The following is a 25,654-nucleotide window of genomic DNA, read 5'->3' as shown; positions in this document are numbered from 1 at the left end:
AACCTTGCTACCTGTTGAGCAGGTAGCAAGGTTTGTATTTATTTCTGCATGTACAACCCTATTAGTGCTGTACAGAAACCTTATCACTTACGCTCCAGTTGCTGTTAGCAACAGTTACTATATAGGTGCCTGCAGGGTATGCAGCCACATCCAGTTTGTAAGCATTCAACCCTTTGGTAATGTTCACGCGGCTCTGCTGCATTACTTTACCTGTAATATCTGTCACTACCATCATGGTATTAGCAACTGCTTCTTTTGCATCTACCACAATGTTCACTTCTGTTGCAGATGGGTTGGGGTAAATGCTGTATTGAGCTTTACTTACTCCTGTAACATCATTTACACCTACACTTATCATACCCAGTACCCTTGTCTCAAATATCACTTTACCTGTGTTAGGCGCAAAACCACCATCGAACCTGGTGAAACGCAAGTGGTAGTATGTTTGCTTTCCACCCGCAGTATCAGGAGCTATGATGAAGCTGGTATTAGTATCCAACTCGTACATGAACGTTCCGCCATTGAATGTTTTCCAGTCGTCACCAATGGTGTTGGTCTCTACTGACAATGCGGAAAGTGAAGACGTGTAGTTGCCGCTGTTGATATTGTTAGGAGATACACCTGTGATCTTAGCCACTTTTACATGGTCATTTACCAGTACGCCGGTATAAGCCTGCAATTTGTTAGGATTCTGTCCGCCCGGTTGACCATTCTTCTGGTATTGTTTGAACAACAGGTGCCAGTTTTTGCGAGCAGGTTCCCTGTCTATTATAGTACCGGTAGCCAGGTCGTAATAGGCAAAAAGACGGTCATCATAAGGGCTCACCCTCATTACACTGTCTGAGCGATCGCCTGTGCCATCCCAAAGAGCCACCCTGAACTTGTACCCTACAGAGCCAGGAGAGCCGAAGCTAACATATTGTTTCAGCCACAATTGGTAAAAAACACCGTTGGCCTTAACCAGGTACAACGAGTCGCCATCCAAAAAGTGGGTAGTTGAGTTATATGCACCCCATCCGTAATCAAAAGGATTAGAACCCCTGTTGTTGGTAAAAGCACCGGTACCCCAGCTGGTGTCAATATTTACAAGCTGGTTACTCTGTGTTACCACAGTATCGCTGGCTGTAAGTGTGCCAAAGCTTGTGCTTGCTTGCTTGTGCAGCGAATAAACCTGTACATCGCGTTTGATGTGATTGGCACGAACAGTAGCATTAAACATCGGATCGCCGAAAACGGTCATCTGGAACGCAATATCCCAGTTGTCTGCGGTAGCAGAATAGTCATTCCCGTTAGACAGGTCATAAAATATATCATCTTTGTAGTTAGCACCCATTTCCACGGAGTCAGCGACCCAGGATTGTGCGTTTGCCTGTAAGCTGATTGCTACGGCAAGAATACTCAGTGTAGACTTAAAGTTCATCCAGTATAGATTTTTAGTCTTCAAAGGTACGCACACGCAGGGCTTTGGGCTTGTTGCAAAGCAAGTCTTTACAATCCTGTGACAGAAGATTAATGCCGTGTTAACCTTATATCCAGCCGTTGTTGTGCAATACTTTGGCTATTTGTACTGCATTGGTGGCGGCTCCCTTACGCAGATTATCTGCCACTATCCAGCAGTTCAGGGTATTTGGCTGTGAGTAGTCCCTGCGGATACGGCCAACGAATACTTCGTCTTTGCCGGCAGCGTCCAATGGCATTGGGTAGCTGTTCATTTCCGGGTTGTCTACTACTATTACTCCCGGGAAGTCCGATAGCAATTGTTTTACCTTATGCTCGTCAAAATCATGATGAAACTCAATATTCACGCTTTCGCTGTGGCCTCCGCTTACAGGCACCCTTACAGTGGTAGCAGTTACTTTTATGGTGTTGTCGCCCATTATCTTGTTGGTTTCCAGCACCATCTTCATCTCTTCTTTGGTATAGCCGTTGTCCTGGAAAACATCTATCTGCGGGATGACATTTTTGTCTATTATGTGCGGGTAGACCTGGTGCTCAGTACTGCCATTGCGTTGAGCTTCCATCTCACTTACTGCTTTTTGACCGCTACCGGAAACGGATTGGTAGGTACTTACTACCACGCGTTTTATGCGGTACTGGTCGTGCAGCGGTTTCAAAGCCATGACCATTTGTATAGTAGAGCAGTTCGGGTTCGCTATGATCATATCATCTTTTGTCAGGTCATGCGCATTCACTTCAGGTACTACCAGTTTTTTGGTAGGGTCCATGCGCCATGCCGATGAATTGTCTACTACCCGGCAACCAGCCTCAGCGAATTTTGGTGCCAGTTCCAGCGAAGTAGCCCCGCCCGCGGAGAATATAGCCAGTGCCGGCTTCATTTCAATAGCCGTATCGGCCGATACCACTGTCCATTCTTTACCTCCAAATTGCACCTTATTGCCTACCGACTTCTGAGAAGCCACAGGTATCAGTTCTGTTACCGGAAAATTCCTTTCCTCCATGATCTTCAGAATGGTGCTGCCCACAAGCCCTGTGGCGCCGACTACTGCTACACGCATATTGATTTTTTAAGGTTGCAAAGGTAAGTGAGAAAAGGCGAATTGTAATATTGGCAAAAGGGCTGATGTATTCCGTCCTTGTTTTCTGCATTTTAATATCCCTATTGATGCTTTTTTAATATATTTAACTGGTAAACGATTCTGAATATTATGAAGAAATTATTGGCTGTGCTTTTAATGGCATCAGCGGTTAATACTGTCTCTGCACAGCAGAACCTTGTCCCTAACGGAGATTTTGAATATTATACAAGTTGCCCGACTAACCTTTCACAAACAAATGTTTGCACAGGCTGGTCGCAATTCACTACAGGTACGTCCGATTATTTTAATTCATGTTATACATCCGGCACGTCTGGCGTAGGTGTTCCGAATAATTTTCGCGGATACCAACTTGCAGCCAGTGGTAATGGTTATATGGGCGGGTACAGCAACGCAGGTACCAATCCGTACAAAGAATATGTTACAAGGGCTATTACACCGATGCAGGTAGGATTTACATACGAGGTGTCGCTTTCTGTTAACCTGTCCAATGTGACCCCTTGTGGTACGAATGACATAGGAGTTTATTTTTTTGATGCCGCTCCTTCTTCCTACAGTACGACTACGACACCCGGGGTGACGCCACAAGTAGAATGGACCAATATTGTTGTATCAGACACGCAAAACTGGGTAAGGCTCACTAAGAACTTCACAGCAGATTCAACCTATGACAATATCGCTATTGGCGGGTTTCGCCAGGGTAGTAACCTTACTACTTCATGCAGTACCAGTAATGCAACTATATATTATTATTTTGATTCTGTTGTTGTGAAAATTGCTAAACGCTTTGGTGTCAACTTCACAGACAGTACATTATGTGCAGGAGATACCATTCGCGTACCCTATTATGCTAATACTTCCCCATTGTTCTTCCAGACCAACAATGTATTTACGCTCCAGTTGTCCGATGCATCGGGAAGTTTTGCAAACCCGGTGAATATAGGTACTAAATCGTCTTATTATTCTGATACAATCACAGGCATCATACCAACCAATACCACAACAGGTAGTGGTTATCGTATTCGTATGATATCCAGCAATGGCCAGGATACTACTTATGATAATGGCGTGAATATAGGCATCGGCACGACTGTGCCTGCAAAGCCCGTAGCCAATAACAACAGCCCTGTTTGTAATAATGATACTTTAAGACTGACCGCATCTACGACCACATCGGGTGTCAGCTATCGTTGGACAGGCCCCAACAGTTTTACCTCAGCTGCGCAAAACCCATCTATTCCTAATCCTGTTCCTGCCAATGGTGGCAATTATATCGTCACCGCATACATTTACGGCTGCGAGGCAAAAGATACTACCACAGCAGTAGTATATGCAGGTTCCGGCCCTACGGGCACCACTGCTACTACTAACAGCCCTGTATGTGCCGATGATACATTGAAGTTATTCGGTACGGCCAATGGCTCTTCTAATACCTATAGCTGGAGCGGGCCAGGCAGTTATTCTTCTAATGCACAGAATCCTGTTATTACCGGGGCAACAACAACCATGTCAGGCGATTATGTTTTGTATGCGAACAACGGAAATTGTGTTTCAAGAGATACGGTAACGGTACTGGTAAAACCCCGTCCTGCCAACTTCACCACGTCGGTGAACAGTCCTTTGTGTACGGGCGCAACCATACTATTCTCTGCATCCTCTACCTCAACAGGAGTTACCTATGCATGGTCAGGCCCTAATGGTTTCAATTCTACTAATCCGGGTCCTTTTATCAGCGGTGCTGTCCCGGCTCATAATGGGGATTATTATGTTACCGCTACGCTGAACGGCTGTGCATTGAAAGATACCCTTACCGTACAGGTAAAACCATTGCCTAACAAACCAGTAGCAGGTAGTAATACACCCATATGCTCTGGTGAAACACTGAACCTGACCTCGTCGAGCAGCAGTAGCAATGTAAGCTATAGCTGGACAGGCCCCAACAGCTACACTTCAGCCCAACAGAACCCATCCCTAAGCAATACGACCACAGCTATGTCGGGCAACTACATAGTAACAGCCACGATGAATGGCTGTATCAGCAAAGACACAGCAACCGTGCTGGTGAAACCACTGCCAACAGCCACGACGGCAAGTAACAGTGGCCCTGAGTGTGCGGGCGATACGCTTTACATCAATATAAGCACTTCGAGTACAGGCGCCACCTATACATGGACGGGGCCCAACAGTTTCAGCGCCAATACGCAGAACACATATGTAGCCAACAGTACGGCATCGGCCACAGGCTGGTATGTAGCCACGGTAGACCTGAATGGTTGTTCCTTCAAAGACAGTACCCTTGCTACCGTGTACCCGATACCTGCCGCACCAACGGCAAGCTACAGCAGTCCGCTGTGTTCAGGCGAGACCTTACAGTTACAGGCTGGCAATATATCAGGAGCTACTTACACATGGACAGGCAAGAACAACTACAGTGCTACAACACAGAACCCAACCCGGGCCAATATGCAGTTTGGCGATACGGGTACTTACAAGGTAACGGCAACGGTTAATGGCTGTACATCAGCAGAAGGCAGTACAGTGGTCACCATCAACCCGCTACCATTCGTAGTTATTTTCCCTACACCGGGTGATACGATATGTGTAGGCGACAAAGCAAGCTTCACAGCACTGCCGAATAATTATGCAGGCACACCCACCTACAAATGGTTCGTGAACGGGTTCCCTGTGGGTACGAATACTCCTGCTTACAGCAGTACAACCCTGAATCATGGCGATGTGGTAAGGTGCGACATGACGGAATATACAAAGTGTAGCTCCGCTTACACAGACCAGGGCAATGATGTGGATATGAAAGTATTGCCATGGCTGGCGCCATCGGTTACTATTACTGCCGACCCGAACAGGACCTTACAGATAGATGAGTATGTTACGTTCACCGCGGTAGTAACGAACGGTGGTCCGGCACCTAAGTTCCAGTGGAAGCGCAATGGCCAGAATGTACAGGGGGCAACGAGCTATAAATGGAGTGCGAATACGATCAGTGATAATGATGTGATAACGGTAGAGGTGACGAGCAACTATCGTTGTCCGCAACCCACAACTGCTATAAGCAATGGTATTACAGTAAAAGTGCTTACAGGTATCGGGGATATGGATAATAAGAAAGCTTTGCTGAAAGTCTATCCTAACCCGGCACGCGATTATGTTATTTTTGAATACAGCGAACCAACAACTGCAGGAGCAATAACAGTGGAATTGAATAATATAGTAGGACAAAAAGCAGGATCAGTAAGATTGGATAACAATGGCAAAGCGGTATGGGATACACATGCTTTACCGGCGGGGGTATATATCTATCGTTTGCAGCAAGGCGGTGAAGTAATAGCTGCAGGTCGTGTAACATTGACCCGGTAGAAGAGGCTGTAAATATAATATTCAAAGGGTCGGGAAACATATTCCTGGCCCTTTTGTTATGGTGATATAAATTACCCCTCTGTATGACATATATCATATTATGTAGCAAGTGATGTAGCTACATTTGATAATTGTTTTGAACCTTTATAAAATAACAGGATTATGAAAAGAAACATGGGTACAGCGGATAAAAGGCTGAGAATATTTGTAGCTCTTATTATTGCAGGTTTATACTTTGCTGATATTATTACAGGAACACTGGGTATTGTATTAATGGTTGTAGCAGCTGTTTTTTTACTGACAAGCCTGCTTAACTTTTGTCCCTTGTATACGCTTTTCGGTATTAATACCTGTAAGGTAAAAGAGTAATAATATTCGGGTAGTTCGAAGAAGGATAGCTATTCTTCCGCCTCAGTTTCTTCCTGTGGGCGGTTGATGGTTATTTTTACGCGTTGTATGCGCATTTTGTCCAGGTTCAGTACTGTCAGGTCATAATTCTGGTAGCTGACCATCTCATTCACAGCAGGGAATTTCCCTGCCAGTTCCAGCACTAATCCTGCTATAGAGTCACTTTCGTCCCTTACTTCATCAAAAGTATCTGACGACAGGCCCATGATGCGACAAGCATCATTAATAAGGGTTTTACCCTCAAATATGAAGTTGTTATCATCTATTTTTTTGTACTGGTGTTCATCATCGTCAAACTCATCTTTTATCTCACCAATTATCTCCTCCATGATATCTTCCAGCGTAACGATGCCTGAAGTACCGCCAAACTCGTCAACCACTATGGCAAAGTGAATGCGTTTCGTCTGGAATTCTTTCAGCAGGTCTTCGATCATTTTGCCTTCATGTACAAAATAGGCCTGCCTGATAAGCGTATGCCAGTCAAACGTGGTTTCGTCCATATGTGGCAGAAAGTCTTTAGTATGTATGATACCTACTATCTTATCGAGACTTTCTTTATACACAGGCATACGAGAATAACCAAGCTCTATGGCTATCTTCTGCACCTCTGCAAAACTGATGTCATAAGGTATGCAACCCACATCCATACGAGTACGCATGATCTGCGTAACGGATATATTGCTGAATTTCAGTATTCCTTTGAAGATATTTACCTCCTGCTTGGTTGCCGTGTGCCCCACTGTCAGTTCTATCGCATGCTCGAAATCTTTGCCGCTGATAGCACTGGCTGTTTTTGAGCCGATGCGTTTCTCAATGTAATTGGTAGACGACACCAGCAAACGGCTTACGGGGCGAAACAGCCTGTTGAGTGTTTGCAGTATAGGGGCGGCAAAAAGTGCCGCGCGCATATTGTTCTGTGTAGCATATACTTTTGGTAGCACTTCACCGAATAATACGAGTAAGAATGTTACCACAACAGCATTCACAATGAAAAGCATGGCTTCGCTCATACCGGGAAACAGCTTGTCCATCAGCAGTTTCATGGTGATAACTATCGATATGTTGATGAAGTTGTTACCTATCAGTATGGTAGCCAGTAGCATTTTGGGTTGGTCCAGCAGGCGTATGGTTTGCCTGGCAGCGCCGGTTTCCTTGGTCTTCAGGTAGTTGATGTCCTTGGAGGTAAGTGAAAAATAGGCTGTTTCAGAGCCTGAAGTAATTGCGGTCAGCAACAACTGTACCAGTATGATGATGATGAGTATGGTAACTGCTGAGGCAGGGAACGCCTCATTATTAGCCATCATTAATAGTATTGAAAGGTTCGGATCACCCTCTGCTGCGCTGTCCAAGTAGTTATACGATTTGGTTCTTTTTCAAAAATAAAAAAAGGGAGAGAATTTCAGCAAGTCTTTCCCCTTTCTTTACCATTATTTATTTATCAGAATGGCAGATTGTCTTTGTCGCCTTCGCCTGAATTGTAGCTGATGTCCTGGTCTGGAAAGCTGTCATTACTGCTAACCTCGTCGCCATTGCCGTCCTTACGTTTATCCAGCATTACCAGGTTATCACCCACTATTTCAGTACTGAAACGGCGGTTTTTATCCTTATCTTCCCAACTGCGGGTGCGCAGGCGGCCTTCTATGTATACCAAACTGCCCTTATGCAGGTATTTTTGTGCCAATTCAGCTAATCCTCTCCATAGTACTACTGTGTGCCATTCTGTCTGGGATACCAGGTTACCTGTTTTGTCTTTATAGGTTTCCGTAGTAGCCAGCGGGAATTTAGCTACTGCTATATTGCCTTCCAGGTATTGCAGATCCGGATCTTTCCCCAAATTTCCTATCAATGTAACTTTATTAACGCCTCTCATTGAAACTCATATTTATATGCCAATTAACTGAATTTATTACCCATATTAATAAAAGTATGATTTTTTTTCAAGAAATGATACTACCGACTTCGGAAAGGCGTATTTGTCCAGCTCTGTGAAACTTACCCATAAACCGCCCTTCTGTTTTGTCGCCTGTACGGCAGTAAGCGGGCAGGTGTAAAAACGACAATCAATAATACGGTGCGTGAGTCTTTGAGAGGATGACCCGGCATCAGAAAGCGCTCCCTTTTTCAGCTTCAGGCTGTTCAGTGTGTCATTATTGGCGAGCTTTTCAGCATCAAGCGGGCCTGTGTGTTCTACCAGGTAAGGTTCATACAGGTTTTGCCATATGTCTTTGCCTGTACGTTTATGTATCCACAATTTATGGTTGTGGGTAAACAGGATATAATGAAAATACCGCGTCTGTATCTTCAGTTTTTTACTTTTTACCGGCAGGTCTTTAATGATATCGTGTTGCCGGGCAAAACATTTCTTTTGCAGCGGGCATTCACCGCACAAGGGCCCCGAAGGTTTACAAATGGTAGCGCCCAGGTCCATAATGGCTTGATTATAGCCGGCGCTATCAGTCTTGTCCAGCAGCCGGTCAGCAAGTGCTGTAAATTCTTTCTTTCCTGTAGTACTATCTATTGGTGTATCTATGCCAAAATAGCGCGACAACACCCTGTACACATTCCCGTCTACCACTGCATGCGGCAGCCCGTAGGCAAATGATGCGATGGCTGCTGCGGTATAAGGACCCACACCTTTCAGCGAGGATATTGTTGCATAACTGTCAGGGAAATGGCCACCCAGTTCATTGGCCACATATCTTGCTGTGGCCAGCATATTGCGGCAGCGGTTATAATAGCCCAGCCCCTGCCACAGCCTGAAGACTTCTTCATCATCTGCCGATGCCATATCCTCAATGGTAGGGTAAGCTTCTGTAAAGCGCAGGTAGTAGGGTAGTCCCTGTTGGGCCCTTGTCTGTTGCAGTATCACTTCCGACAGCCATATTTTATACGGGTCGGTCTCTTCTTTCCACGGCAGGTTGCGGTTATTATCCACGCTGTGCCATTGCACCAGTTGTTTTGTAAAGTATTGTTGCTGAGCCTTATTCATTTTCGCAGTATTTGCAATATACACAGGTTGTGCAACAGGCTGCATTTTTTCTCTGAAAAGTCGGCGCTAACCATTACTTTTGATCCTTGAAATACGGAAAATGGACTTAGCACAATTAAAAGATACAGCATCACAGGTTCGCCGCGACATAGTTCGCATGGTACATGCCGTGCAGAGCGGACACCCTGGTGGTTCGCTGGGGTGTACGGAATATATGGTGGCACTATACTTCCACATGATGAAGTATAACACCGATTTTGATATGGATGGCAAAGGTGAAGACCTGTTCTTCCTGTCTAATGGACACATTTCTCCTGTTTTTTACAGTGTCCTGGCACGTGCTGGGTATTTCCCGGTCGATGAACTGAAGACTTTCCGTAAAATTGACTCAAGGTTGCAGGGCCATCCTACAACACACGAGGGGCTGCCCGGCGTTCGTATCGCCAGTGGTTCACTGGGTCAGGGTATGAGCGTGGCTTGCGGTGCCGCTTTAGCCAAAAGACTGAATGGTGATAAACAATTGGTATTCTCACTGCATGGCGACGGCGAACTGCAGGAAGGGCAGAACTGGGAGGCGATCATGTTTGCCGCTCATCATAAAATTGATAACCTCATCGCTACTGTCGACTGGAATGGCCAGCAGATAGACGGTGCTACCAAAGATGTAATGGACCTGGGCAACCTGCAGGCGAAATTCGAAGCCTTTGGCTGGCATGTAATGAACCTGGAACATGGTAACGACATGGCTGCTGTTGTGGATGCCCTTGAAGCTGCCAAAGCTGAAACCGGCAAAGGCAAACCCATCGTTATACTGATGAAAACAGGTATGGGCCATGGTGTTGACTTTATGGAAGGCAGCCACGAGTGGCACGGTATTGCGCCAAACGATGAGCAACTGGCCAAAGCATTGGCCCAATTACCTGAGACACTGGGGGATTATTAAAAAGAAGAATTGATCATAAATAATAAAGCACCTGTAATATCCTTACAGGTGCTTTATTATTTTAAGTTTGAACGTGATTACGCCTCATCAGGCTTCCAGGTATCAAACAGCATGTTCAGGTAATAATTCTCTTCCTGAGTGATCACATTGTCCGCCTTGGTGAGCTCAATGGCAAACTGCAGCAGGTTGTTGCGCTCACTCTCGGTAGAGTCGTCATAGAAGTCATCCATCATTTGACGGTAGTGATTTTCCCACTGGTCTGCACTCAGCGCGCTGATGATCTCCATTTCCTTATCCAGGTCTACTGTAATAGGAAACTCCTGTACCAGGTAATCCCTGATAACGGTATCTTCTTCGGCAATAAATTTGTGGTCCACAGCTGATAGTATCATCAGCAGGTGGTATCCGGCAACGGTCTTGTTGATTCTGTTATTTGGCATATAAATTTATTTAGTCTCAACTCTGCGACGCCAGCAGCAGGTCAAGGTCAGTATATTTCATATTAAATCGCCTGGCTATAGGCGCATTCGTTACACAACCCTTATACAGGTACACACCATTCCTGATGCCGCTTTTCGCCTGTATGATACCTTCTACGCCACCCATATCGGCACAGTCCAGCAGTATAGGCATCAGTACATTGCTTATGGCTCCTGAGGCTGTCCGCGACACGCCCGACGCAATATTCGGCACGCAGTAGTGCACTACATCATGTTTGCGATAAACAGGTTTTTCATGTGTGGTCACACGCGATGTTTCAAAGCATCCCCCACGGTCTATACTCACGTCTACTATCACGGAGCCTGCTTTCATATTAGCCACCATATCTTCATTTACTACTACAGGTGTGATACCGTTCACCGGTTTCAATGCGCCTACGGCCACATCAGCAGTTGCAAGTTCTTCTGCCAGTGTTACCGGTTCTATCACACTGGTAAAACATCTCTGCCCCACATTGTTTTGCAGGCGCATCAGGCGGTATATCGAGTTGTCAAAAACTTTTACAAGCGCGCCCAGCCCTATGGCGGTACGTGCGGCATACTCAGCTACTACGCCCGCTCCCAGTATCAGTACTTTGGCGGGAGGAATGCCCGTTATACCACCCAGTAATATACCCTTGCCATTATGTACATTACTCAGGTACTTGGCAGCATTCAGTATAGCTGTGCTGCCTGCTATCTCGCTCATAGAGCGTACAATAGGGTAAGTGCCGGAATCATCTTTTATTGAGTCAAAAGCAATAGCGATGATCTTTTTCTTCATCAGTTGTTCTATCATCTCCTGCTTCAGCAGGGGCATGTGTATAGGCGATATCACAAACTGGTTGGGCTGCATCAGCGGCAGGTCCTCTTCCGATATCGGTGCTGACTTAATGATGGTATTGGCTTTGAAAACCTCTTCACGTTCGTAAGCTATATGCGCCCCTGCTTCACTATAATCTGCGTCCAGGTAAAAAGATCCTACCCCCGCATTATGTTCTACTATTACCCGGTGACCGTTGTTCACAAGTACGGATACGGCTTCAGGTGTAAGGGCAATACGATTCTCCTGGAAAGATGTCTCTTTGGGTATACCAATAAAAAGTTTCCTCTTCTTCGGTAAGATCTCAAGTGTCTCCTCCAGTGGCACATATGAAAACGAAGGTGAAACGTATGGTTTTTTACTCATCTGCGCGCACTTATACGTAATTTTCAGAAAATTAGTAAAAACACTCCGATAAAGGAAACAAGCAATACATAAATCCGTGTTAACATTGCTCTTGCATCATAATTGTTTGCTATACAAATGCTTATATTGTGATGCTGACGATGAGAGATTTGGGCCGGATAGCTGAATTCACCACATAGCAATGTTGAAAAAACAGGCTTCTGCGTCTTATGTTCTTATTTTAGAATAAAGTACTTTTATCGTTGGCGCTTGGTTGAAAAATCGGGCAACCAAAAACACTTTTTTGTATGCAGGATCAGAACACCTATGGCGATAACGGTGAGATCGTTACTCTCAAACAGATAAGCCTTCAGAACAAATTATTATTTGGCCTTAAAAACGTGCAGGACAGGTTTTACCTGGGCAAATGCCCTAAAGATCTTTTTGTTGAGTTACTGCAACTGGCCATGAGTGTTACGGATAGTCCTGAAGGTTGTATTGCAGAACTGGTAACAGATGCACGTACACCACAACTGGAGATATTGGCAGACTCAGGGCATATTGACGAGCCATTACGTGCCATGCTTACCGCCCATTTATTACAGGACGAAGATGTTATTATTTTTAATGCAGGCGAGAAGCACAATGGTGAAATAAGATCTTTCATCGGATTGCCTGCTAGCCTGGGCGATAACCTGATAGGCCTCATTTGCCTGGCCAACCGCAAGGGTGGTTACGATGCTGCTATGGTCGATTTCCTGGAGCCGATGCAAACCACTTTCAACAGCTTGCTCATATTCCGCCGGCTACACTCAGAAAAACTGCATGCAGAAGGCAGGCAACAGGAGTTGAACAACCATCTGAACGAACTGCTTAAATCAGTAGATGATATCATCTTTGAAATAAATGCCCGCAAGGTGTTCCTTGATGTTTGGGTGCGCGACGAGAGCTTGTTGTTCATGCCCAAAGAGCGTTTCCTGGGCAAAACGGTAAGAGAGGTAATGGGCCCCCTTGCCGACCAGATGGATGCACTGGTAGATAAAGTAATTGCTTCTGGAGAAACAGCAGAAGTAGACTACGCGCATATCGACCCTTCGATAGGCTTGCGGTTCAACGCAAAAGTGTCGCTTATCAACGAGCATAAAAGCCCCGAACACACTAAGCTGGCATTGGTGATAAGAGACATTACCGCACAGCATAAGCTAAAGGAAGAAACTGAGAAGGCAAGGATACTGGCAGAGAAAGAGGCAAAAGCAAAAAGCAGGTTCCTGTCTGTCATGAGCCACGAGATACGCACACCCCTCAATGGCATCATAGGTATTGCCAATTTGCTGGAACTTAATCATACTGATGAGCAGGAAGAGTTGGTGAACAATCTTATGTTTTCTTCCAGGCACCTGCTGCAATTAGTAAATGATATCCTCGACCTCAGTAAGATAGATACGGGTAACCTGGAGTTGATAAAAGAACCCTTCAGCCTATTGCAACTGGTAGGCAATATCAACACACAGTTTGGCACAATGGCGCAGGCAAAGGGGCTGAAGTTACTGGCCCGGATAGACAAAGGTATTCCTGAAATGGTGACTGGCGACCCGATAAGGCTCAGCCAGGTACTCAACAACCTGGTAAGCAATGGACTGAAATTTACTGAAGAAGGATCTGTTACGGTTGATATATCACTTATGGGCAAAACTGCACAGGCTGTCAAATTGCGCATCGCGGTAAAAGATACAGGTATAGGTATTGCAGAGGACGAACAGGCAAACATTTTTGATTCCTTCAGGCAGGTGCAGCAGCGCTCATCACAGCAATATGCGGGTACAGGATTGGGACTGGCTATTACGCGCAGGTTGGTAGCACTGCATGGTAGCGAAATAAAACTATCCAGTACACCGGGTGAAGGAACTGAATTCTACTTCGACCTGGAAATGGAATTACCTGCTGCAGACCACAGTATCAGGGACGTAAAACCGGAACATGATATAGCAGCCTGGCGCGAAAGATTTGCCGCTCTTAGTTTCCTGCTGGTAGAAGACAACCCTGTTAATATCATGGTGGCCCGCAAGCAACTGGAACACTTTGGCATTGTACCCGACTGCGCGCAGAACGGTAGGGAGGCACTGGCGTTAATGAAGGATAAAGACTATGACATAGCGTTGGTAGACCTGCACATGCCGCATATGGATGGTTTTGAATTATCTGCCACTATCCGCAAAGACTATCCCGGGGTACACATTGTAATTTTTACAGCGGATATCCTGGACGAAGCCCGCGAAAAAGTATCGTTGCTGAATATTCATAACATCATCAACAAACCATTTGTCCCTTCAGAGTTGCTGTCTATCCTTATAGGTGTAGTCAAAGAGCGGGGAATGTGATCCACCTTTATTGTTGCTCACATTCAGCAATAATATTTTTACCATTTCCCCTTTGATCGCTGTTATCACCGTACCGATCAGCCCCCATCAAAGCCGTCATGTCGAACGCAGAGAGACATCCCCAGAGAACTTGCAATAAGCTGCATTTATCCACTCATCCAAAGGGCAGCACAAAAAAATAAAATCCTGCCAATCCTCCAATCCTGTGAATCCTGATTCAGACATGCTTCTCTGCTCGCAAAAACCTGGATATTATTTTAGTCTCCCCGGAATATCATCCCGCCAGGCGGGAGGGGGATAGGGGGTCTTACTTCTTAACAACCCTCCCCGCTACACTGCCATTCACTTTAATGATGTACACACCTGCGGCAAGGCTGCTCATATCGGCATGAACTATTTTGCTACCGCCGGTTTGGCTCAACACCTGCTTTCCGACCAGGTCGGTCAGGGTGAGTTGCTCTATGATGGCAGAGGATGTAACCGTAATAGTACCACTCGTCGGATTTGGATAAATACGGATATTATTGTCACGGACAATATCCTCTACACCCAGCCTTATCTCCAGCTTGATGCAGTTGCTCAGTGCCGTATCAGGGCTCGGACAGGCATAGTCGCTGGTAATGAGTACACAGATATTGTCGCCATTGGTGAGGAAATTAGCGTTAGCGCCCCATGTCTTACCCGTGGCGCCGCCTACACTTTGCCCGTTGCGTTTCCACTGGTACTTAGGGTTAGTTCCCGCGTCCTGTGTTGTGGCCGTAAAGTTGATCGGCTCATTAGGGAATAAAGAAGGACCTGCATCTGCTGTTATGGTTGCGCTTGGGGTTTTCAGGTCCTGCACCACCATTTTTATAGCGTTGCTGGTATCGGTAAAGGTGGTGGCACAAGTACCTATGCTCACCATCAGGCAGGTCACTTCGTCACCATTCTTTAAGCCGGTGGTAGTATAGCTGGCTGTTGTTACTCCTTTGCTGGCTCCGTTCACCCGCCAGTCATAGCCCACGCTGCCACCGTTGGTAGGTATGGCCGTAAAAATTGCTTTTTGCCCGTCACATATCGTAGTGCCGGGTGTGGGGTAAATGCTCACATTCGGGTCGGTATTGACTACCACTACCACGCTGTCGGTATCTGATATACAGCCATTCAGGTTGGCGAATACATAGTAGGCGCCGGCATAGTTCAGCTGCATGTAGTTGCGGGTTGGGTTTTGTGTGTACTCATAATACCCTGCCGGGCCATACCAAGTGTAGTTAGCACCATTGATGGTAGTAGCAGTTAGTTGCAGATCCTGGTGGGCACATAGCGGGCTGTTAGGCGCAGCCGCTGTAGGTTTGGCAGGTTTGGGCAATACGCTCACCGTTACCGTATCTCGGTTGCTGCAACCATTAATGGTTACCGTGCTGATATAGTCTCCTGCATGTGTACTTGCTGCATTGGTGGTCACCGTCGGGTTTTGTGTAGCCGAACTATAGCCCGGGCCAGTCCATGCATAACTTACCCCATTTGTGGTGGTGCTGGTTGACAGGTTAATGGTCTTTGTTTCGCACACGGGGCTGTTGCTGCCTGCCGTTGGTTTGGCAGGTGTCTGGTGCACCGTTACCGTAGTGGTATCTTTCAGGCTGCAGCCCGTACTGTTGAGCGTTGCCGTGAGTATATAGTTACCCGCATGGCTCATGGCGGTATTGGCTATCACCGTATCCTCAGCCGAGGAGGTAAAGCTATTCGGCCCTGTCCATGCCCAGGTAATGCCTGTGCTGGTACTGCTGCCGTTCAGCCTCAGGGTATCTGTTGTACACACAGGGCTGTTGCTGCTGTTGCTGAAACTCTGCGGCGATGCTTTGATGCGTATATTCACCTGGTTGTCCAGCGAGGTATCTGCAGGATTACTGCTCACTATACGTACCCTGTAGCCATTACCCGACGTAGTGTTTACCGGTATGGTACACCATATGGTATCACCTGTGGTATCTGTACGGCTGCCAATATTTACAGGGTTGGCAAAACTGCCGCTGGCGTTGCTTAGTTGTGCTGTAAATGTATTGTTGTTCTGAAATCGGTAGTTAGTAATATACGACAGAGGAAAAGAATCCCCTGCACAAAACAAAGTGTCATAATATGGTTGTGGTATAAATACTGTTGTATCCTCTACAAAATAAATACCTAATGCACTACCTGACATTTGATAATTATGACTGATTTCCAATGAATAAATACCAGAGTTAAAAATATCAACTTTTAAACATCCATTTATATTGTGATTACCAGTATCTAGTAGATCACCCTGTGTATTTATTACAAACATAGTATCGGTACCGGCACCACACCCACAAGTTGTTGTTGGTATGGCACTTAGTTCATTATAGCTAAGGTAATGATGCTGGTTATTTATCTTAAAACTGAACAGTTCAGTTGTTTCAGACCACCCTATTGTAATAGTAACATGTTTTGTTGGTACCGAAAAATCAAATTTATAATCCCTGGCAGCATTGGTAACAGCTGGTTTGGATATCCAATATCGACCGTTACAATAAGTGGAGGTTTGGACAGTACCAGTAGACGTTATTAACACTCCCGTATTTCCATAATACACTGTGCCAACTGTGTGCTGCACATGGTAGGTAACCTGTGCTGTACTTACATTAACAAATAAGCATAATATAAAAGAAACATAGATACTTAAAGCTGTTCTAATCTGGTGATAAAAAGCTGTTCGGCGCTTCATATGTTGAATTTTAAGTTCTAAAGTTACTGAATTATTGCTTCATATAATAGGGTGTTTTCCCCCTATCATTAAATATTAATCTAATGCATTAATAAAAATGGGTGAAAACACCCTTTTTTATTAAAAAAAACAAGAATATTTTTACGTAACAACGTCTATCACTATGCTCATTTATACCCCCACATCCTTTTTTATTTTTCAATCTTCCCTGCATCCGCCATAACTATTCTACATATTCAACATACCTGCAATCCTCACTCTTGGGTTGCATATTTTTAATAATCCTAAAAAACTACAAAAATGAAAATCAATATTAATAAAACAACAAATACAATACTGATCATTCTTTTGTTAGCAACAACAAATTTATCAGCACAACAGATACAACCTGCTGGAAACACAAGCGGGGCATTAACAGTTTGCAACTGTAGTACATATAGTTTTTTGACATCTACCTTAAGCACTATAAATGCAGATATGATATCGGTGGACGTGGTCAGCGGCAGTGCTGTACCCTACGGATTTGGTAGTGGCACACCAGACCTGTTGTATGGTGTCGCATTTTCAGGTGCAAGCAATGCTTATCCTGTAAGCAATTACTCGGGCTTTACTATAATGTCTAATATAAATGGATCAATACCGCCAAGTCCATTACCTATGTCAGGCAGTGGTCTTAGCGGCGGCACAGCAAACGACCCGGATATTGCCATAGGTAGTTATTATGATAATACACTTGGTACTTTAAAATTCTTTGCGCTGCTGGTGTATGAATATAGCGGCAGGATATACCTGGAACATTATGATATTACTTCAACTACTTCTAATACACTTATCATAACTCCCAGCCCTACCAACAACCCGGTGGAGATAAGCATTAACTCTAACGCGGCCAACAGCAATAACGATAAAGCCGGGTACCCGCATATTGCATTATGGCATGCTTATGGCACACCCTCTCTAGGAGGGGTAACTGAAACCATAGCTTACGCAGTTACCTGGCATCACGAAACCAGTACACCGGGCGTATATGAAGTATGGGCTTACCAGGCTGTAATAGATCAAAACGGGGTAAATCACCCCATACCGTCTACTAACAGTGATTTTAAAATAGATGATGGTAAATATCCTGATGTCACAGCTGTAACTGCTTCAAACTCTGGCGGATCAGGCTATTCAAACATGGGTTATGTAACCTACCTTGCCAATACAGGTGATGACCTGTACCTGGGAGAATGGGATTACAACACTAAAAGTGTAAGTGCAGCCAAAACATTAAACACTAATACGACTACAAACAATGACGAACTGAAATACCCAAGAATATCCGGCCCTATGTATCATGACTACAGTGGTACATCTACTACCGACCCTGTAGCCTCTGTTGTAGTGGCAGAGTCAGATAATAGCAGTTATTCCAAGATCAATACCTATACCTATTTCCCGGGACTGTTAAATAATATTATTGAAGAAGTTGATGCTTCTGATTTTAATAGTTCTAACGGTTTTTCCAGCAATTCTTACGAAGCTATTATGCCGGTTGTTACAGGTGTAGGTTCGGCTGCTGCTGCTTATGGCAGTGGTTATTACAGTTACCCTGTGGCATTCTATTCCGACTATAACAATCCTACCTATCCCTATTCTTATACTTCCAGTGGTGATTTTTATGCTTTTGGCCTGGATAATAGCAACTCAGCTACCCAGCCTATACTCACCGGGTCTAATTATTATTGGGAAGCTAACCCGGATGAGTTACAGATAGGCTCTCCATTCAGTATGGGAGGCACAAGGCCGGCTATTGCCATTGCTACCGCAAACAATACCGGGTACGGCCAACTGGTAGCCTATTTTGATGGTACATTTCTCAGGTACAACCTGCTAACTAGTGCATATTCTTACAAACCGGGCAGACCTGAAAGTGTCGCAAGCACTTTAGGAACAAATATTGCCACATACCCCAACCCTGTACAAAATCAACTGTATGTTACAAATGCAAACGGTGTTGATTACATAATGCGGGATATGACAGGCAGAGATATCGTTGCCGGCAAAGTATCAGGCAATAATGCAGTGATCAATGCATCTTCTTTAGCTTCCGGCATGTACATGCTGCAACTCAGCAAAGATGGCCATACAGAACAAGTGAAATTTGTAAAACAATAACACAGTTCTCGTTTACCATTAAAAGCCGCCCTTACGGGGCGGCTTTCCTTTTTATATACCATTCCCCCTTTGGTCGGTGTTGTCACTGCACCAATCAGCCCACATCAAAGCTGTCGTACTGAACAAAACACCGTGCAGTGAAGTATCCGCCCCCTCTCGCGTCATTGCGACAGAGTATTTGCCACGACAAATACGACGGAAGCGATCTTGCCCAAACGTGTATTGTATTTCCCCTTTGATCGCTGTTGTCACCGTACCGATCAGCCCACATCAAAGCCGTCATGTCGAGCGCAGAAACTAACGACAGGCAATTACCTTCCCCTCTTGAGAGGGGAACTATATACGTGTTGGGACTAGATAAGGGAAATAAAAAGCCCACCCGACAATAGACTTGTTAGTTTATAATCGGGTGGGATTCGAACCCACAACCAATCCTTCGACAAAGGATTGCTCTATCCATTGAGCTACCGCAAAACGGTTAGTTATTATTAGTCTCTTTCTTTTCTGATTTCTCCTTTGCTTTCTTGTCAGCATCTTTCAGGGATATTTTAACCATATCCTCAAAAGTACCGTCAAAGGTTACTTTCTCTTCGTACTTGTCAGCACGCTTTTTGCCTGTATCTTTCTTATCAGTCATAGTATAAAGTTACTAAAAATCATATGTCTGTATCCCACCAGTCTTAGAAATAATCAAAGCAAATGGCTTTTCAATTTCACTTATTCTTTGTTTCACGTCCTCCCAATTTTTGATAAATGATTTAACCTTATCCCAATAAACATCTTTACTTGGTAATGAATAAAGCACAACACCTATATTGTATTCTTTGTAAAGCGTGAAATAGTGTTTTTTGCTTCTAAAGTCCTTATCCTGTGTAATTAAAATACCATCCAATTCACCCACCTTAACAATTAAATCCTCATCGGGAGCTCCTTTTTTACCCATTACTTCAATAGCATATTTAGCCTCAACTTTATGCGGACTTCTAAGATTTGCTTGTTCAAGCATGTCTAATCCTTTACAAAGCTGTTGTGGTAAATTCTCGTCAAAGACAAAAAGCATTAAGCTGATTTTCGGTGAAAATTAATTGCATCTTGCACCTGGTTTTCGGTCAGGTCATACAATATACAAATATTTTCATTTGTTTCTCCACCGTTATGCAAACTATATATTGTTTGCGTTTTTATGTTTGTACCTTCAACTATAGGTTGTCCGAATTGATGCTTTGGGTCAACAACCACATTTTTATCTTTGCCAAGAGGGAAAAATCTTTTCGCAACATTGTTATCTCCAAATTCTACCTTTTCTAAAAACTCATCGAGGTAAAACTTTAAGTATAGTTTTTTCTTCCCATCATTTTTCAGCAACCCATCGATAATGTCAATTATTACAAACTTCTTTTGCTTCCTGCTTTCTATGTAGTAATCGTATGCGAAAGCGAATGGATATGGCGTTTTAAAGTTTATTGACAAATCTTCATGTAGCTTTCTTATAGCTGTAGCACCTATCCCTTTTTCTCTTAATTTATAAAAAGTATAAAACTCAATTAAGCTGTAGAAGTTTATAGCTCTATTACGTTTTTCTCCAAATACGTAACTAAAATTTTCTTTAAGGCTACTATCCCAATATCCCAGTATCCATCTACGACATAGCTCATAATCAAGGTTTAATATTTGTGATACGTCCTTAACTAAATATATTCCTTCACCAATATGTGGCTTGATATTTTCTTGCTGTGTTGCTGTCATAAATATTTTTTGAATATAAACAATATCATGGTAACTTTGCAATAGGTCAATATACAGCAAAGCAAATTTTATCAAAAAATATCTAAATAGTAGTGTTCTCAGCACTACTATTTTTCATTTATACAAATGTACAATAATGATGCCAATCATTGATATACATTAACAAAATAAATGCAAAATAATCATTGTAATATTAGGTAGAATGTGGGACTAATTGTATATTTGTATCACAAGCCGCAAAACATGACCAACTTCAAAAATTTACAAACATTACTCGATTTCTTTAAGGATGAAGAAACATGCAAAGCATGGTACGCACAACAGCGTTGGGGTGGTACACCTGCATGTCCTCATTGTGGTAGTATCAAAGTGTACACTACTAACAGGGGTTATAAGTGTGGTGAAAAAGAGTGTAACAAAAAGTTCTCTGTAACAGTAGGTACAATCTTTGAAAATTCTAAAATCGGTCTTAGAACATGGTTTGCGGCTATGTTCTTATGTACTACCTCAAAGAAAGGTGTTAGTTCTGTACAATTATCTGAAACATTAGGTATCACTCAAAAATCAGCATGGTTTGTTTTACACCGTATTCGTGAAATGTTAAAGGACAATAGCACCGACCAATTGACTGGTGAGGTTGAGATTGATGAAACGTACATAGGAGGCAAGGAGCGCAACAAACATAAATCTAAGCGTAATAAAAAGGGCGCTACTGGTATGGTAGGTAAAACTCCTATGGTAGGTCTTTTGCAACGTAACGGTAATATGGTATTACGCCCAATACTTACAGGATATGCAACAGGTGCATCTATTAAGCCTATTGTACGTTCAATAGTGAGTAAAGAGGCCGTAATCATAACAGATGGTCACGGTGCATATAAAGACCTGAATAAGGAGTTTAAGGGTCACGAGATAGTTAACCATGACAAAGACGAGTATGTACGTGGCAACTGGCACACAAACTCAATAGAGGGCTTTTGGTCAATCTTAAAGCGTGGCATCTATGGTATATATCATAGCGTGTCTGTAAAGCACTTAGATAACTATTGCAGTGAGTTTGGATATAGGTATAACACCCGCCAACTAACAAGCGTAGAACGCTTTGAAAGTGCTGTATTAAAGGTTTCAGGTACAAGATTGAGATATAGCGAATTAATTGGGAAATAAAAAAAGCCTACCGGGTTGGTAGGCTTTTAAGTTCGCATATAATATAATACCTATGGTATATCCTCTACGTTCAAATCAGGTCTGGTAATAAGATACTTATCTCGTAAATACACTCCCATAACGGCAGCCATATTATCTGTATCTACATCTAATTCACGTGGTTCACCATTATATTCATACTTATACTTGGGATTATTGAATATATAGTCTTTTATCGGTTTAAAGTTTTCATCTGGCATATGCTCTATAATAATGTACCTCGCCAGTCTTTGAGAGTCTAATGCTGATTTAATACCCAATTCATTCATGTGTTCAATTAGCATATCCAAATTGTCATCTACGTACTTTTTGCCTCCAGACTTTAGTAATAAGTCCTTGCCTGCGGGGCTCAATGTTAATGGGCTATTTACGGTAAATAATTGGGAATCCATATCATTATGCTTTGTCTTTAAATAGACAATAAGTTTATTAATGGATTGATCTATATTCGTAAGTCTTGGGAGTATATCTGTATCTATACGCGTTCCGTGCTGTTCATTAGATTTGACCCGTGAAGTCCAATGAAAATATGCCCGTGTAATCCTCCATGTCACCCAAATAGCAGCAAATAGTAATGCGACAATAATACTAATGTGGGGGATGTGCGATTTGCACCAATCAATAAGAATATTTTCCATATATAAGGTAGAAAGAATGTGATTTATATGGCTTCGCCATTGTCAGTCACATTCATACTGACTCCTTTTGGCAAAGTTACGCTATAGGAATGTAATTAGTGAAAAATAAATGCTAATCCTATATAAGGTGCAATTATAACATTGTTTCACTTATAAAACAACGTGAAAAACACTCTATATAATATACGACAAAATACTTACATTCCGTTGCAATCTATTTGCAAGTTTCATTTAGTCCCAACACGTATATAGTTCCCCTTGAGAGGGGCAACCGAACACAGTGAGGTGGGGTGTGTATTTCCCCCTTTGGTCGCTGTTGTCACCACACCGATCAGCCCCCATCAATGCCGTCATGTCGAACGCAGAGAGACATCCCCTGAGAACTTGCAATAAGCTGCATTTATCCACTCATCCTAAAAGCACCCCAACTTCTTATCCTGCTAATCCTCCAATCCTGTGAATCCTGATTCAGACAAGCATTACTATCTACAAAATATAATTGTAATAATGAATAAAATAACGTATATTTGTTATAATAAAAACGAATGAAATTACGAAGATCCCGCCATGGCGGGACATTAATAAAACTATAAGCCAATGCCCTCACCCCAACATATACGCAACAAAACCGGTCCCGCCTCTGCGGGACTTTTTTATGCATTGTTAAGTACAACGACTATACTGTTTTACTTAACATTACTTAACAGTTTTCACTGCAAGACATTAATTATCAACAACTTAACGAAACTGAATATTAACTCATGGTTAAACCCCAAAACGGAATTACTTAACAAACGAACCTATGTGAGCTCATTAAGGCAAAAAATAGCAAAGTCACTTAACAATATCAGGAGCCAAATCACTTATGCTAACATGAAACATTGTCCCCTATACCATTATCAAATTGTCAGATATTCCCATGTGTGTCCGACATTTTGTCCCCTTTTAGCCGGTGGCAAACTTATTGCTATTAACTTTGCGGATGATTTTCAAAAAAAAGAACAAAATGAGCGATAAAGCTGCAGAACAAGAAGATATACTGAACGAAGGTGCTGAAGGTGTGAACCCTGAAGAAATGGAAGGTGCTGATAGTGAAGAGTTTACAGGCGAAGAAGTGGCTGGCGAAGTAGATGAAACGGAAAAGATGCGTGCAGAACTGGAAGAACTGAAAGATAAGAACCTGAGACTGGTAGCCGAGTTTGACAACTTCAGAAAACGCACCGCCCGCGAGCGCCTGGATACCATTGCAACGGCAGGAAAAGACATCGTGCAAAGCCTGCTGGACGTGGTAGACGACAGCAACAGGGCCATGAAGCAAATGGAAACGGATAATGATCCCGAGCAGATAAAAGAAGGTGCCAGGTTGGTTTTCAATAAGTTACAGCATGTTTTGCAGCAAAAAGGCCTCAAAGTAATGGACTGCATAGGTAAAGATTTTGATGCAGATCTGCACGAGGCAATAACAGAAATACCCGCCCCAACCGAAGAGATGAAAGGCAAGATCATCGACGTGGTACAACAGGGTTATTACCTGAATGATAAGCTCATCCGTCACGCCAAAGTTGTGGTTGGTGCTTAATTAACAATTATAAACGCATTATAAAACCCCGCTATACCGCAGGAAAAAGGATAGAAACCGGGAGTTATTCATATTCTATGGCAAAAAGAGATTATTACGAAGTACTGGGAGTAGGCAGGAGTGCAAGTGCAGATGAGATAAAAAAATCGTACCGCAAAATAGCGATGCAGTATCACCCCGATCGTAACCCCGGCGATGCTGCTGCTGAGGAGAAGTTCAAGGAAGCGGCAGAGGCCTATGACGTACTGAGCGATAGCGAGAAGAAAGCCCGTTACGACAGGTTCGGCCATGCCGGTATGGGCGGCGCTTCCGGTGGCGGTGGCGGCTTCGGCGGTATGAATATGGATGACATATTCTCCAACTTCGGTGATATTTTCGGCGATGAAGGCTTTGGCTCTTTCTTCGGAGGTGGCCGCCAGTCTGGCCCGCGCAGGGGTACCCGTGGTGCCAACCTGAGGGTAAAATTGAAGCTTAACTATTCAGAAATTGCCAATGGTGCCAATAAAAAGATAAAGGTCAAAAAATATGTAGGCTGTAATACCTGTCACGGCAGTGGTGCAAAAGATTCTGCTTCGGTACAGACATGTAGCACCTGCGGCGGTAGCGGCCAGGTACGCAAGGTCACAAGCACCTTCCTGGGACAGATGCAGACGGTAGCCACTTGCCCCTCGTGTAACGGTGAGGGTACACAGATAAAAGCTAAATGTACTGCTTGTAAAGGTGAAGGCAGGGTATATGGCGAAGACACGATATCAATAGATATACCTGCTGGTGTATATGATGGTATGCAACTGAGCATGAGCGGCGCAGGTAATGCGGGAGAGCGCGGTGGTGCCAAAGGCGACCTGCTGATACTGATAGAAGAAGAAAAACATCCGCACCTGAAACGCAACGAACTGGATGTGATATATCACTTACACCTTTCCTTTCCCGATGTAGTGAACGGTACGCAGGTTGAGGTACCTACCATAGATGGCAAGGCCAAGATAAAGATACCTGCGGGTACGCAGGGCGGTAAGATATTCAGGCTGAAAGGCAAGGGCTTCCCGGCTTTCCAGTCATACGAAAAAGGCGACCAACTGGTAGAAGTAAATGTCTGGACGCCACAAAACCTGACACCTGAAGAGAAAGCGTTGATAGATAAGTTGTCCTCATCTCCTAATCTTCAGCCCGGCGAAGAGGCAGTGAAGGAAAGGGAAGAACGCAGCTTTTTCGATAAAATAAAGAACGCCTTCGGTGGGTAGATAAGTATAGTTCTTTTTGTTAATGGGTGGTTATTGATTTGCAACTTGTTTGTTAATAACAACC

General features: G+C 43.8%; 20 protein-coding genes. 8 read left to right on the top strand and 12 right to left on the bottom strand.

Features of this window, described 5'->3' with window-relative positions:
* Positions 1-61 precede the first annotated feature (61 nt).
* Together H6550_15095 and H6550_15090 are read right to left on the bottom strand one after the other, a co-directional pair.
* Complete coding sequence (locus H6550_15095; protein ID MCB9047458.1) at positions 62-1,420, bottom strand: T9SS type A sorting domain-containing protein; 1,359 nt, start codon at positions 1,418-1,420, stop codon at positions 62-64.
* A gap of 106 nt (positions 1,421-1,526) precedes the next feature.
* A complete protein-coding gene (locus H6550_15090; protein MCB9047457.1) occupies positions 1,527-2,516 on the bottom strand; it encodes an aspartate-semialdehyde dehydrogenase in 990 nt (329 codons plus the stop codon).
* A 150-nt stretch (positions 2,517-2,666) separates the two neighbouring features.
* On the opposite strand from H6550_15090, the gene H6550_15085 reads away from it, so the two are divergent.
* Both H6550_15085 and H6550_15080 read left to right on the top strand, forming a co-directional pair.
* Positions 2,667-5,930: a T9SS type A sorting domain-containing protein gene (locus H6550_15085; GenBank protein ID MCB9047456.1), complete on the top strand. Its 3,264-nt coding sequence runs from the start codon at positions 2,667-2,669 to the stop codon at positions 5,928-5,930.
* 162 nt (positions 5,931-6,092) lie between these two features.
* A complete protein-coding gene (locus H6550_15080) occupies positions 6,093-6,299 on the top strand; it encodes a DUF2892 domain-containing protein (GenBank protein MCB9047455.1) in 207 nt (68 codons plus the stop codon).
* A gap of 29 nt (positions 6,300-6,328) precedes the next feature.
* Here the strand turns inward: H6550_15080 and gldE are convergent, their stop codons facing one another.
* The 3 genes from gldE to mutY all read right to left on the bottom strand — a co-directional run bounded on the left by gldE (position 6,329) and on the right by mutY (position 9,327).
* Complete coding sequence (gene gldE / locus H6550_15075) at positions 6,329-7,642, bottom strand: gliding motility-associated protein GldE (GenBank protein MCB9047454.1); 1,314 nt, start codon at positions 7,640-7,642, stop codon at positions 6,329-6,331.
* A gap of 134 nt (positions 7,643-7,776) precedes the next feature.
* The gene (locus H6550_15070; GenBank protein MCB9047453.1) at positions 7,777-8,208 is read right to left on the bottom strand and encodes a single-stranded DNA-binding protein; all 432 of its coding nucleotides are present in this window, start codon (positions 8,206-8,208) and stop codon (positions 7,777-7,779) included.
* A gap of 45 nt (positions 8,209-8,253) precedes the next feature.
* Positions 8,254-9,327: an A/G-specific adenine glycosylase gene (gene mutY / locus H6550_15065; protein MCB9047452.1), complete on the bottom strand. Its 1,074-nt coding sequence runs from the start codon at positions 9,325-9,327 to the stop codon at positions 8,254-8,256.
* Positions 9,328-9,427: 100 nt separating this feature from the next.
* On the opposite strand from mutY, the gene H6550_15060 reads away from it, so the two are divergent.
* Complete coding sequence (locus tag H6550_15060) at positions 9,428-10,270, top strand: transketolase (protein ID MCB9047451.1); 843 nt, start codon at positions 9,428-9,430, stop codon at positions 10,268-10,270.
* A gap of 77 nt (positions 10,271-10,347) precedes the next feature.
* Here the strand turns inward: H6550_15060 and H6550_15055 are convergent, their stop codons facing one another.
* Both H6550_15055 and H6550_15050 read right to left on the bottom strand, forming a co-directional pair.
* Positions 10,348-10,710 (bottom strand): TerB family tellurite resistance protein, encoded by a 363-nt coding sequence (locus H6550_15055; GenBank protein ID MCB9047450.1) that lies wholly within the window; start codon positions 10,708-10,710, stop codon positions 10,348-10,350.
* A 16-nt stretch (positions 10,711-10,726) separates the two neighbouring features.
* On the bottom strand, positions 10,727-11,938 hold the full coding sequence (locus H6550_15050) for an alanine dehydrogenase (GenBank protein MCB9047449.1): 1,212 nt from the start codon (positions 11,936-11,938) through the stop codon (positions 10,727-10,729).
* 287 nt (positions 11,939-12,225) lie between these two features.
* Here H6550_15050 and H6550_15045 point away from each other — a divergent pair, with 287 nt between their 5' ends.
* Positions 12,226-14,295 carry a response regulator gene (locus tag H6550_15045; GenBank protein ID MCB9047448.1) on the top strand — a complete coding sequence of 690 codons (2,070 nt, stop codon included), beginning with the start codon at positions 12,226-12,228 and terminating at the stop codon, positions 14,293-14,295.
* 307 nt (positions 14,296-14,602) lie between these two features.
* On the opposite strand, the gene H6550_15040 is transcribed toward H6550_15045, so the two are convergent.
* Positions 14,603-17,017: a T9SS type A sorting domain-containing protein gene (locus H6550_15040; GenBank protein MCB9047447.1), complete on the bottom strand. Its 2,415-nt coding sequence runs from the start codon at positions 17,015-17,017 to the stop codon at positions 14,603-14,605.
* 444 nt (positions 17,018-17,461) lie between these two features.
* On the opposite strand from H6550_15040, the gene H6550_15035 reads away from it, so the two are divergent.
* Positions 17,462-19,177 carry a T9SS type A sorting domain-containing protein gene (locus H6550_15035; GenBank protein ID MCB9047446.1) on the top strand — a complete coding sequence of 572 codons (1,716 nt, stop codon included), beginning with the start codon at positions 17,462-17,464 and terminating at the stop codon, positions 19,175-19,177.
* Positions 19,178-19,655: 478 nt separating this feature from the next.
* Here H6550_15035 and H6550_15030 read toward each other — a convergent pair whose 3' ends face one another.
* Genes H6550_15030 through H6550_15020 form a run of 3 tightly spaced genes read right to left on the bottom strand, consistent with a single transcriptional unit; the run spans position 19,656 to position 20,923 of the window.
* The gene (locus H6550_15030; protein MCB9047445.1) at positions 19,656-19,814 is read right to left on the bottom strand and encodes a hypothetical protein; all 159 of its coding nucleotides are present in this window, start codon (positions 19,812-19,814) and stop codon (positions 19,656-19,658) included.
* 12 nt (positions 19,815-19,826) lie between these two features.
* Positions 19,827-20,237, bottom strand: coding sequence for a hypothetical protein (locus tag H6550_15025; GenBank protein ID MCB9047444.1), 411 nt, complete (start codon positions 20,235-20,237; stop codon positions 19,827-19,829).
* Positions 20,237-20,923, bottom strand: a complete 687-nt coding sequence (locus tag H6550_15020) for a DUF433 domain-containing protein (protein ID MCB9047443.1) — start codon at positions 20,921-20,923, stop codon at positions 20,237-20,239. Before H6550_15020 ends, H6550_15025 begins: the two co-directional genes overlap by 1 nt.
* A 243-nt stretch (positions 20,924-21,166) precedes the next feature.
* On the opposite strand from H6550_15020, the gene H6550_15015 reads away from it, so the two are divergent.
* Complete coding sequence (locus tag H6550_15015) at positions 21,167-22,090, top strand: IS1595 family transposase (protein MCB9047442.1); 924 nt, start codon at positions 21,167-21,169, stop codon at positions 22,088-22,090.
* 50 nt (positions 22,091-22,140) lie between these two features.
* Here the strand turns inward: H6550_15015 and H6550_15010 are convergent, their stop codons facing one another.
* Positions 22,141-22,521, bottom strand: a complete 381-nt coding sequence (locus H6550_15010) for a hypothetical protein (GenBank protein MCB9047441.1) — start codon at positions 22,519-22,521, stop codon at positions 22,141-22,143.
* Positions 22,522-23,773: 1,252 nt separating this feature from the next.
* Here H6550_15010 and H6550_15005 point away from each other — a divergent pair.
* Together H6550_15005 and dnaJ are read left to right on the top strand one after the other, a co-directional pair.
* Complete coding sequence (locus tag H6550_15005) at positions 23,774-24,346, top strand: nucleotide exchange factor GrpE (GenBank protein ID MCB9047440.1); 573 nt, start codon at positions 23,774-23,776, stop codon at positions 24,344-24,346.
* 77 nt (positions 24,347-24,423) lie between these two features.
* A complete protein-coding gene (gene dnaJ / locus H6550_15000) occupies positions 24,424-25,590 on the top strand; it encodes a molecular chaperone DnaJ (GenBank protein MCB9047439.1) in 1,167 nt (388 codons plus the stop codon).
* Positions 25,591-25,654: the final 64 nt, after the last annotated feature.

The organism is Chitinophagales bacterium, from assembly GCA_020636495.1.
Classification (GTDB): Bacteria; Bacteroidota; Bacteroidia; order Chitinophagales; family Chitinophagaceae; genus UBA5543.
This window is presented reverse-complemented; position numbering and strand designations above follow the sequence as displayed.

Excerpts from the sequence above, each read along its gene's own strand:
- H6550_15045 (MCB9047448.1), top strand. The coding sequence starts at position 12,226 with ATGCAGGATCAGAACACCTATGGCGATAACGGTGAGATCGTTACTCTC.
- H6550_15070 (MCB9047453.1), bottom strand. The coding sequence starts at position 8,208 with ATGAGAGGCGTTAATAAAGTTACATTGATAGGAAATTTGGGGAAAGAT.
- H6550_15080 (MCB9047455.1), top strand. The coding sequence starts at position 6,093 with ATGAAAAGAAACATGGGTACAGCGGATAAAAGGCTGAGAATATTTGTA.
- H6550_15050 (MCB9047449.1), bottom strand. The coding sequence starts at position 11,938 with ATGAGTAAAAAACCATACGTTTCACCTTCGTTTTCATATGTGCCACTG.
- H6550_15010 (MCB9047441.1), bottom strand. The coding sequence starts at position 22,521 with ATGGATTCCCAATTATTTACCGTAAATAGCCCATTAACATTGAGCCCC.
- H6550_15015 (MCB9047442.1), top strand. The coding sequence starts at position 21,167 with ATGACCAACTTCAAAAATTTACAAACATTACTCGATTTCTTTAAGGAT.
- H6550_15005 (MCB9047440.1), top strand. The coding sequence starts at position 23,774 with ATGAGCGATAAAGCTGCAGAACAAGAAGATATACTGAACGAAGGTGCT.
- H6550_15020 (MCB9047443.1), bottom strand. The coding sequence starts at position 20,923 with ATGACAGCAACACAGCAAGAAAATATCAAGCCACATATTGGTGAAGGA.
- H6550_15030 (MCB9047445.1), bottom strand. The coding sequence starts at position 19,814 with ATGACTGATAAGAAAGATACAGGCAAAAAGCGTGCTGACAAGTACGAA.
- H6550_15055 (MCB9047450.1), bottom strand. The coding sequence starts at position 10,710 with ATGCCAAATAACAGAATCAACAAGACCGTTGCCGGATACCACCTGCTG.
- dnaJ (MCB9047439.1), top strand. The coding sequence starts at position 24,424 with ATGGCAAAAAGAGATTATTACGAAGTACTGGGAGTAGGCAGGAGTGCA.
- H6550_15040 (MCB9047447.1), bottom strand. The coding sequence starts at position 17,017 with ATGAAGCGCCGAACAGCTTTTTATCACCAGATTAGAACAGCTTTAAGT.
- gldE (MCB9047454.1), bottom strand. The coding sequence starts at position 7,642 with ATGATGGCTAATAATGAGGCGTTCCCTGCCTCAGCAGTTACCATACTC.
- H6550_15025 (MCB9047444.1), bottom strand. The coding sequence starts at position 20,237 with ATGCTTTTTGTCTTTGACGAGAATTTACCACAACAGCTTTGTAAAGGA.
- H6550_15060 (MCB9047451.1), top strand. The coding sequence starts at position 9,428 with ATGGACTTAGCACAATTAAAAGATACAGCATCACAGGTTCGCCGCGAC.
- H6550_15090 (MCB9047457.1), bottom strand. The coding sequence starts at position 2,516 with ATGCGTGTAGCAGTAGTCGGCGCCACAGGGCTTGTGGGCAGCACCATT.
- H6550_15095 (MCB9047458.1), bottom strand. The coding sequence starts at position 1,420 with ATGAACTTTAAGTCTACACTGAGTATTCTTGCCGTAGCAATCAGCTTA.
- mutY (MCB9047452.1), bottom strand. The coding sequence starts at position 9,327 with ATGAATAAGGCTCAGCAACAATACTTTACAAAACAACTGGTGCAATGG.
- H6550_15085 (MCB9047456.1), top strand. The coding sequence starts at position 2,667 with ATGAAGAAATTATTGGCTGTGCTTTTAATGGCATCAGCGGTTAATACT.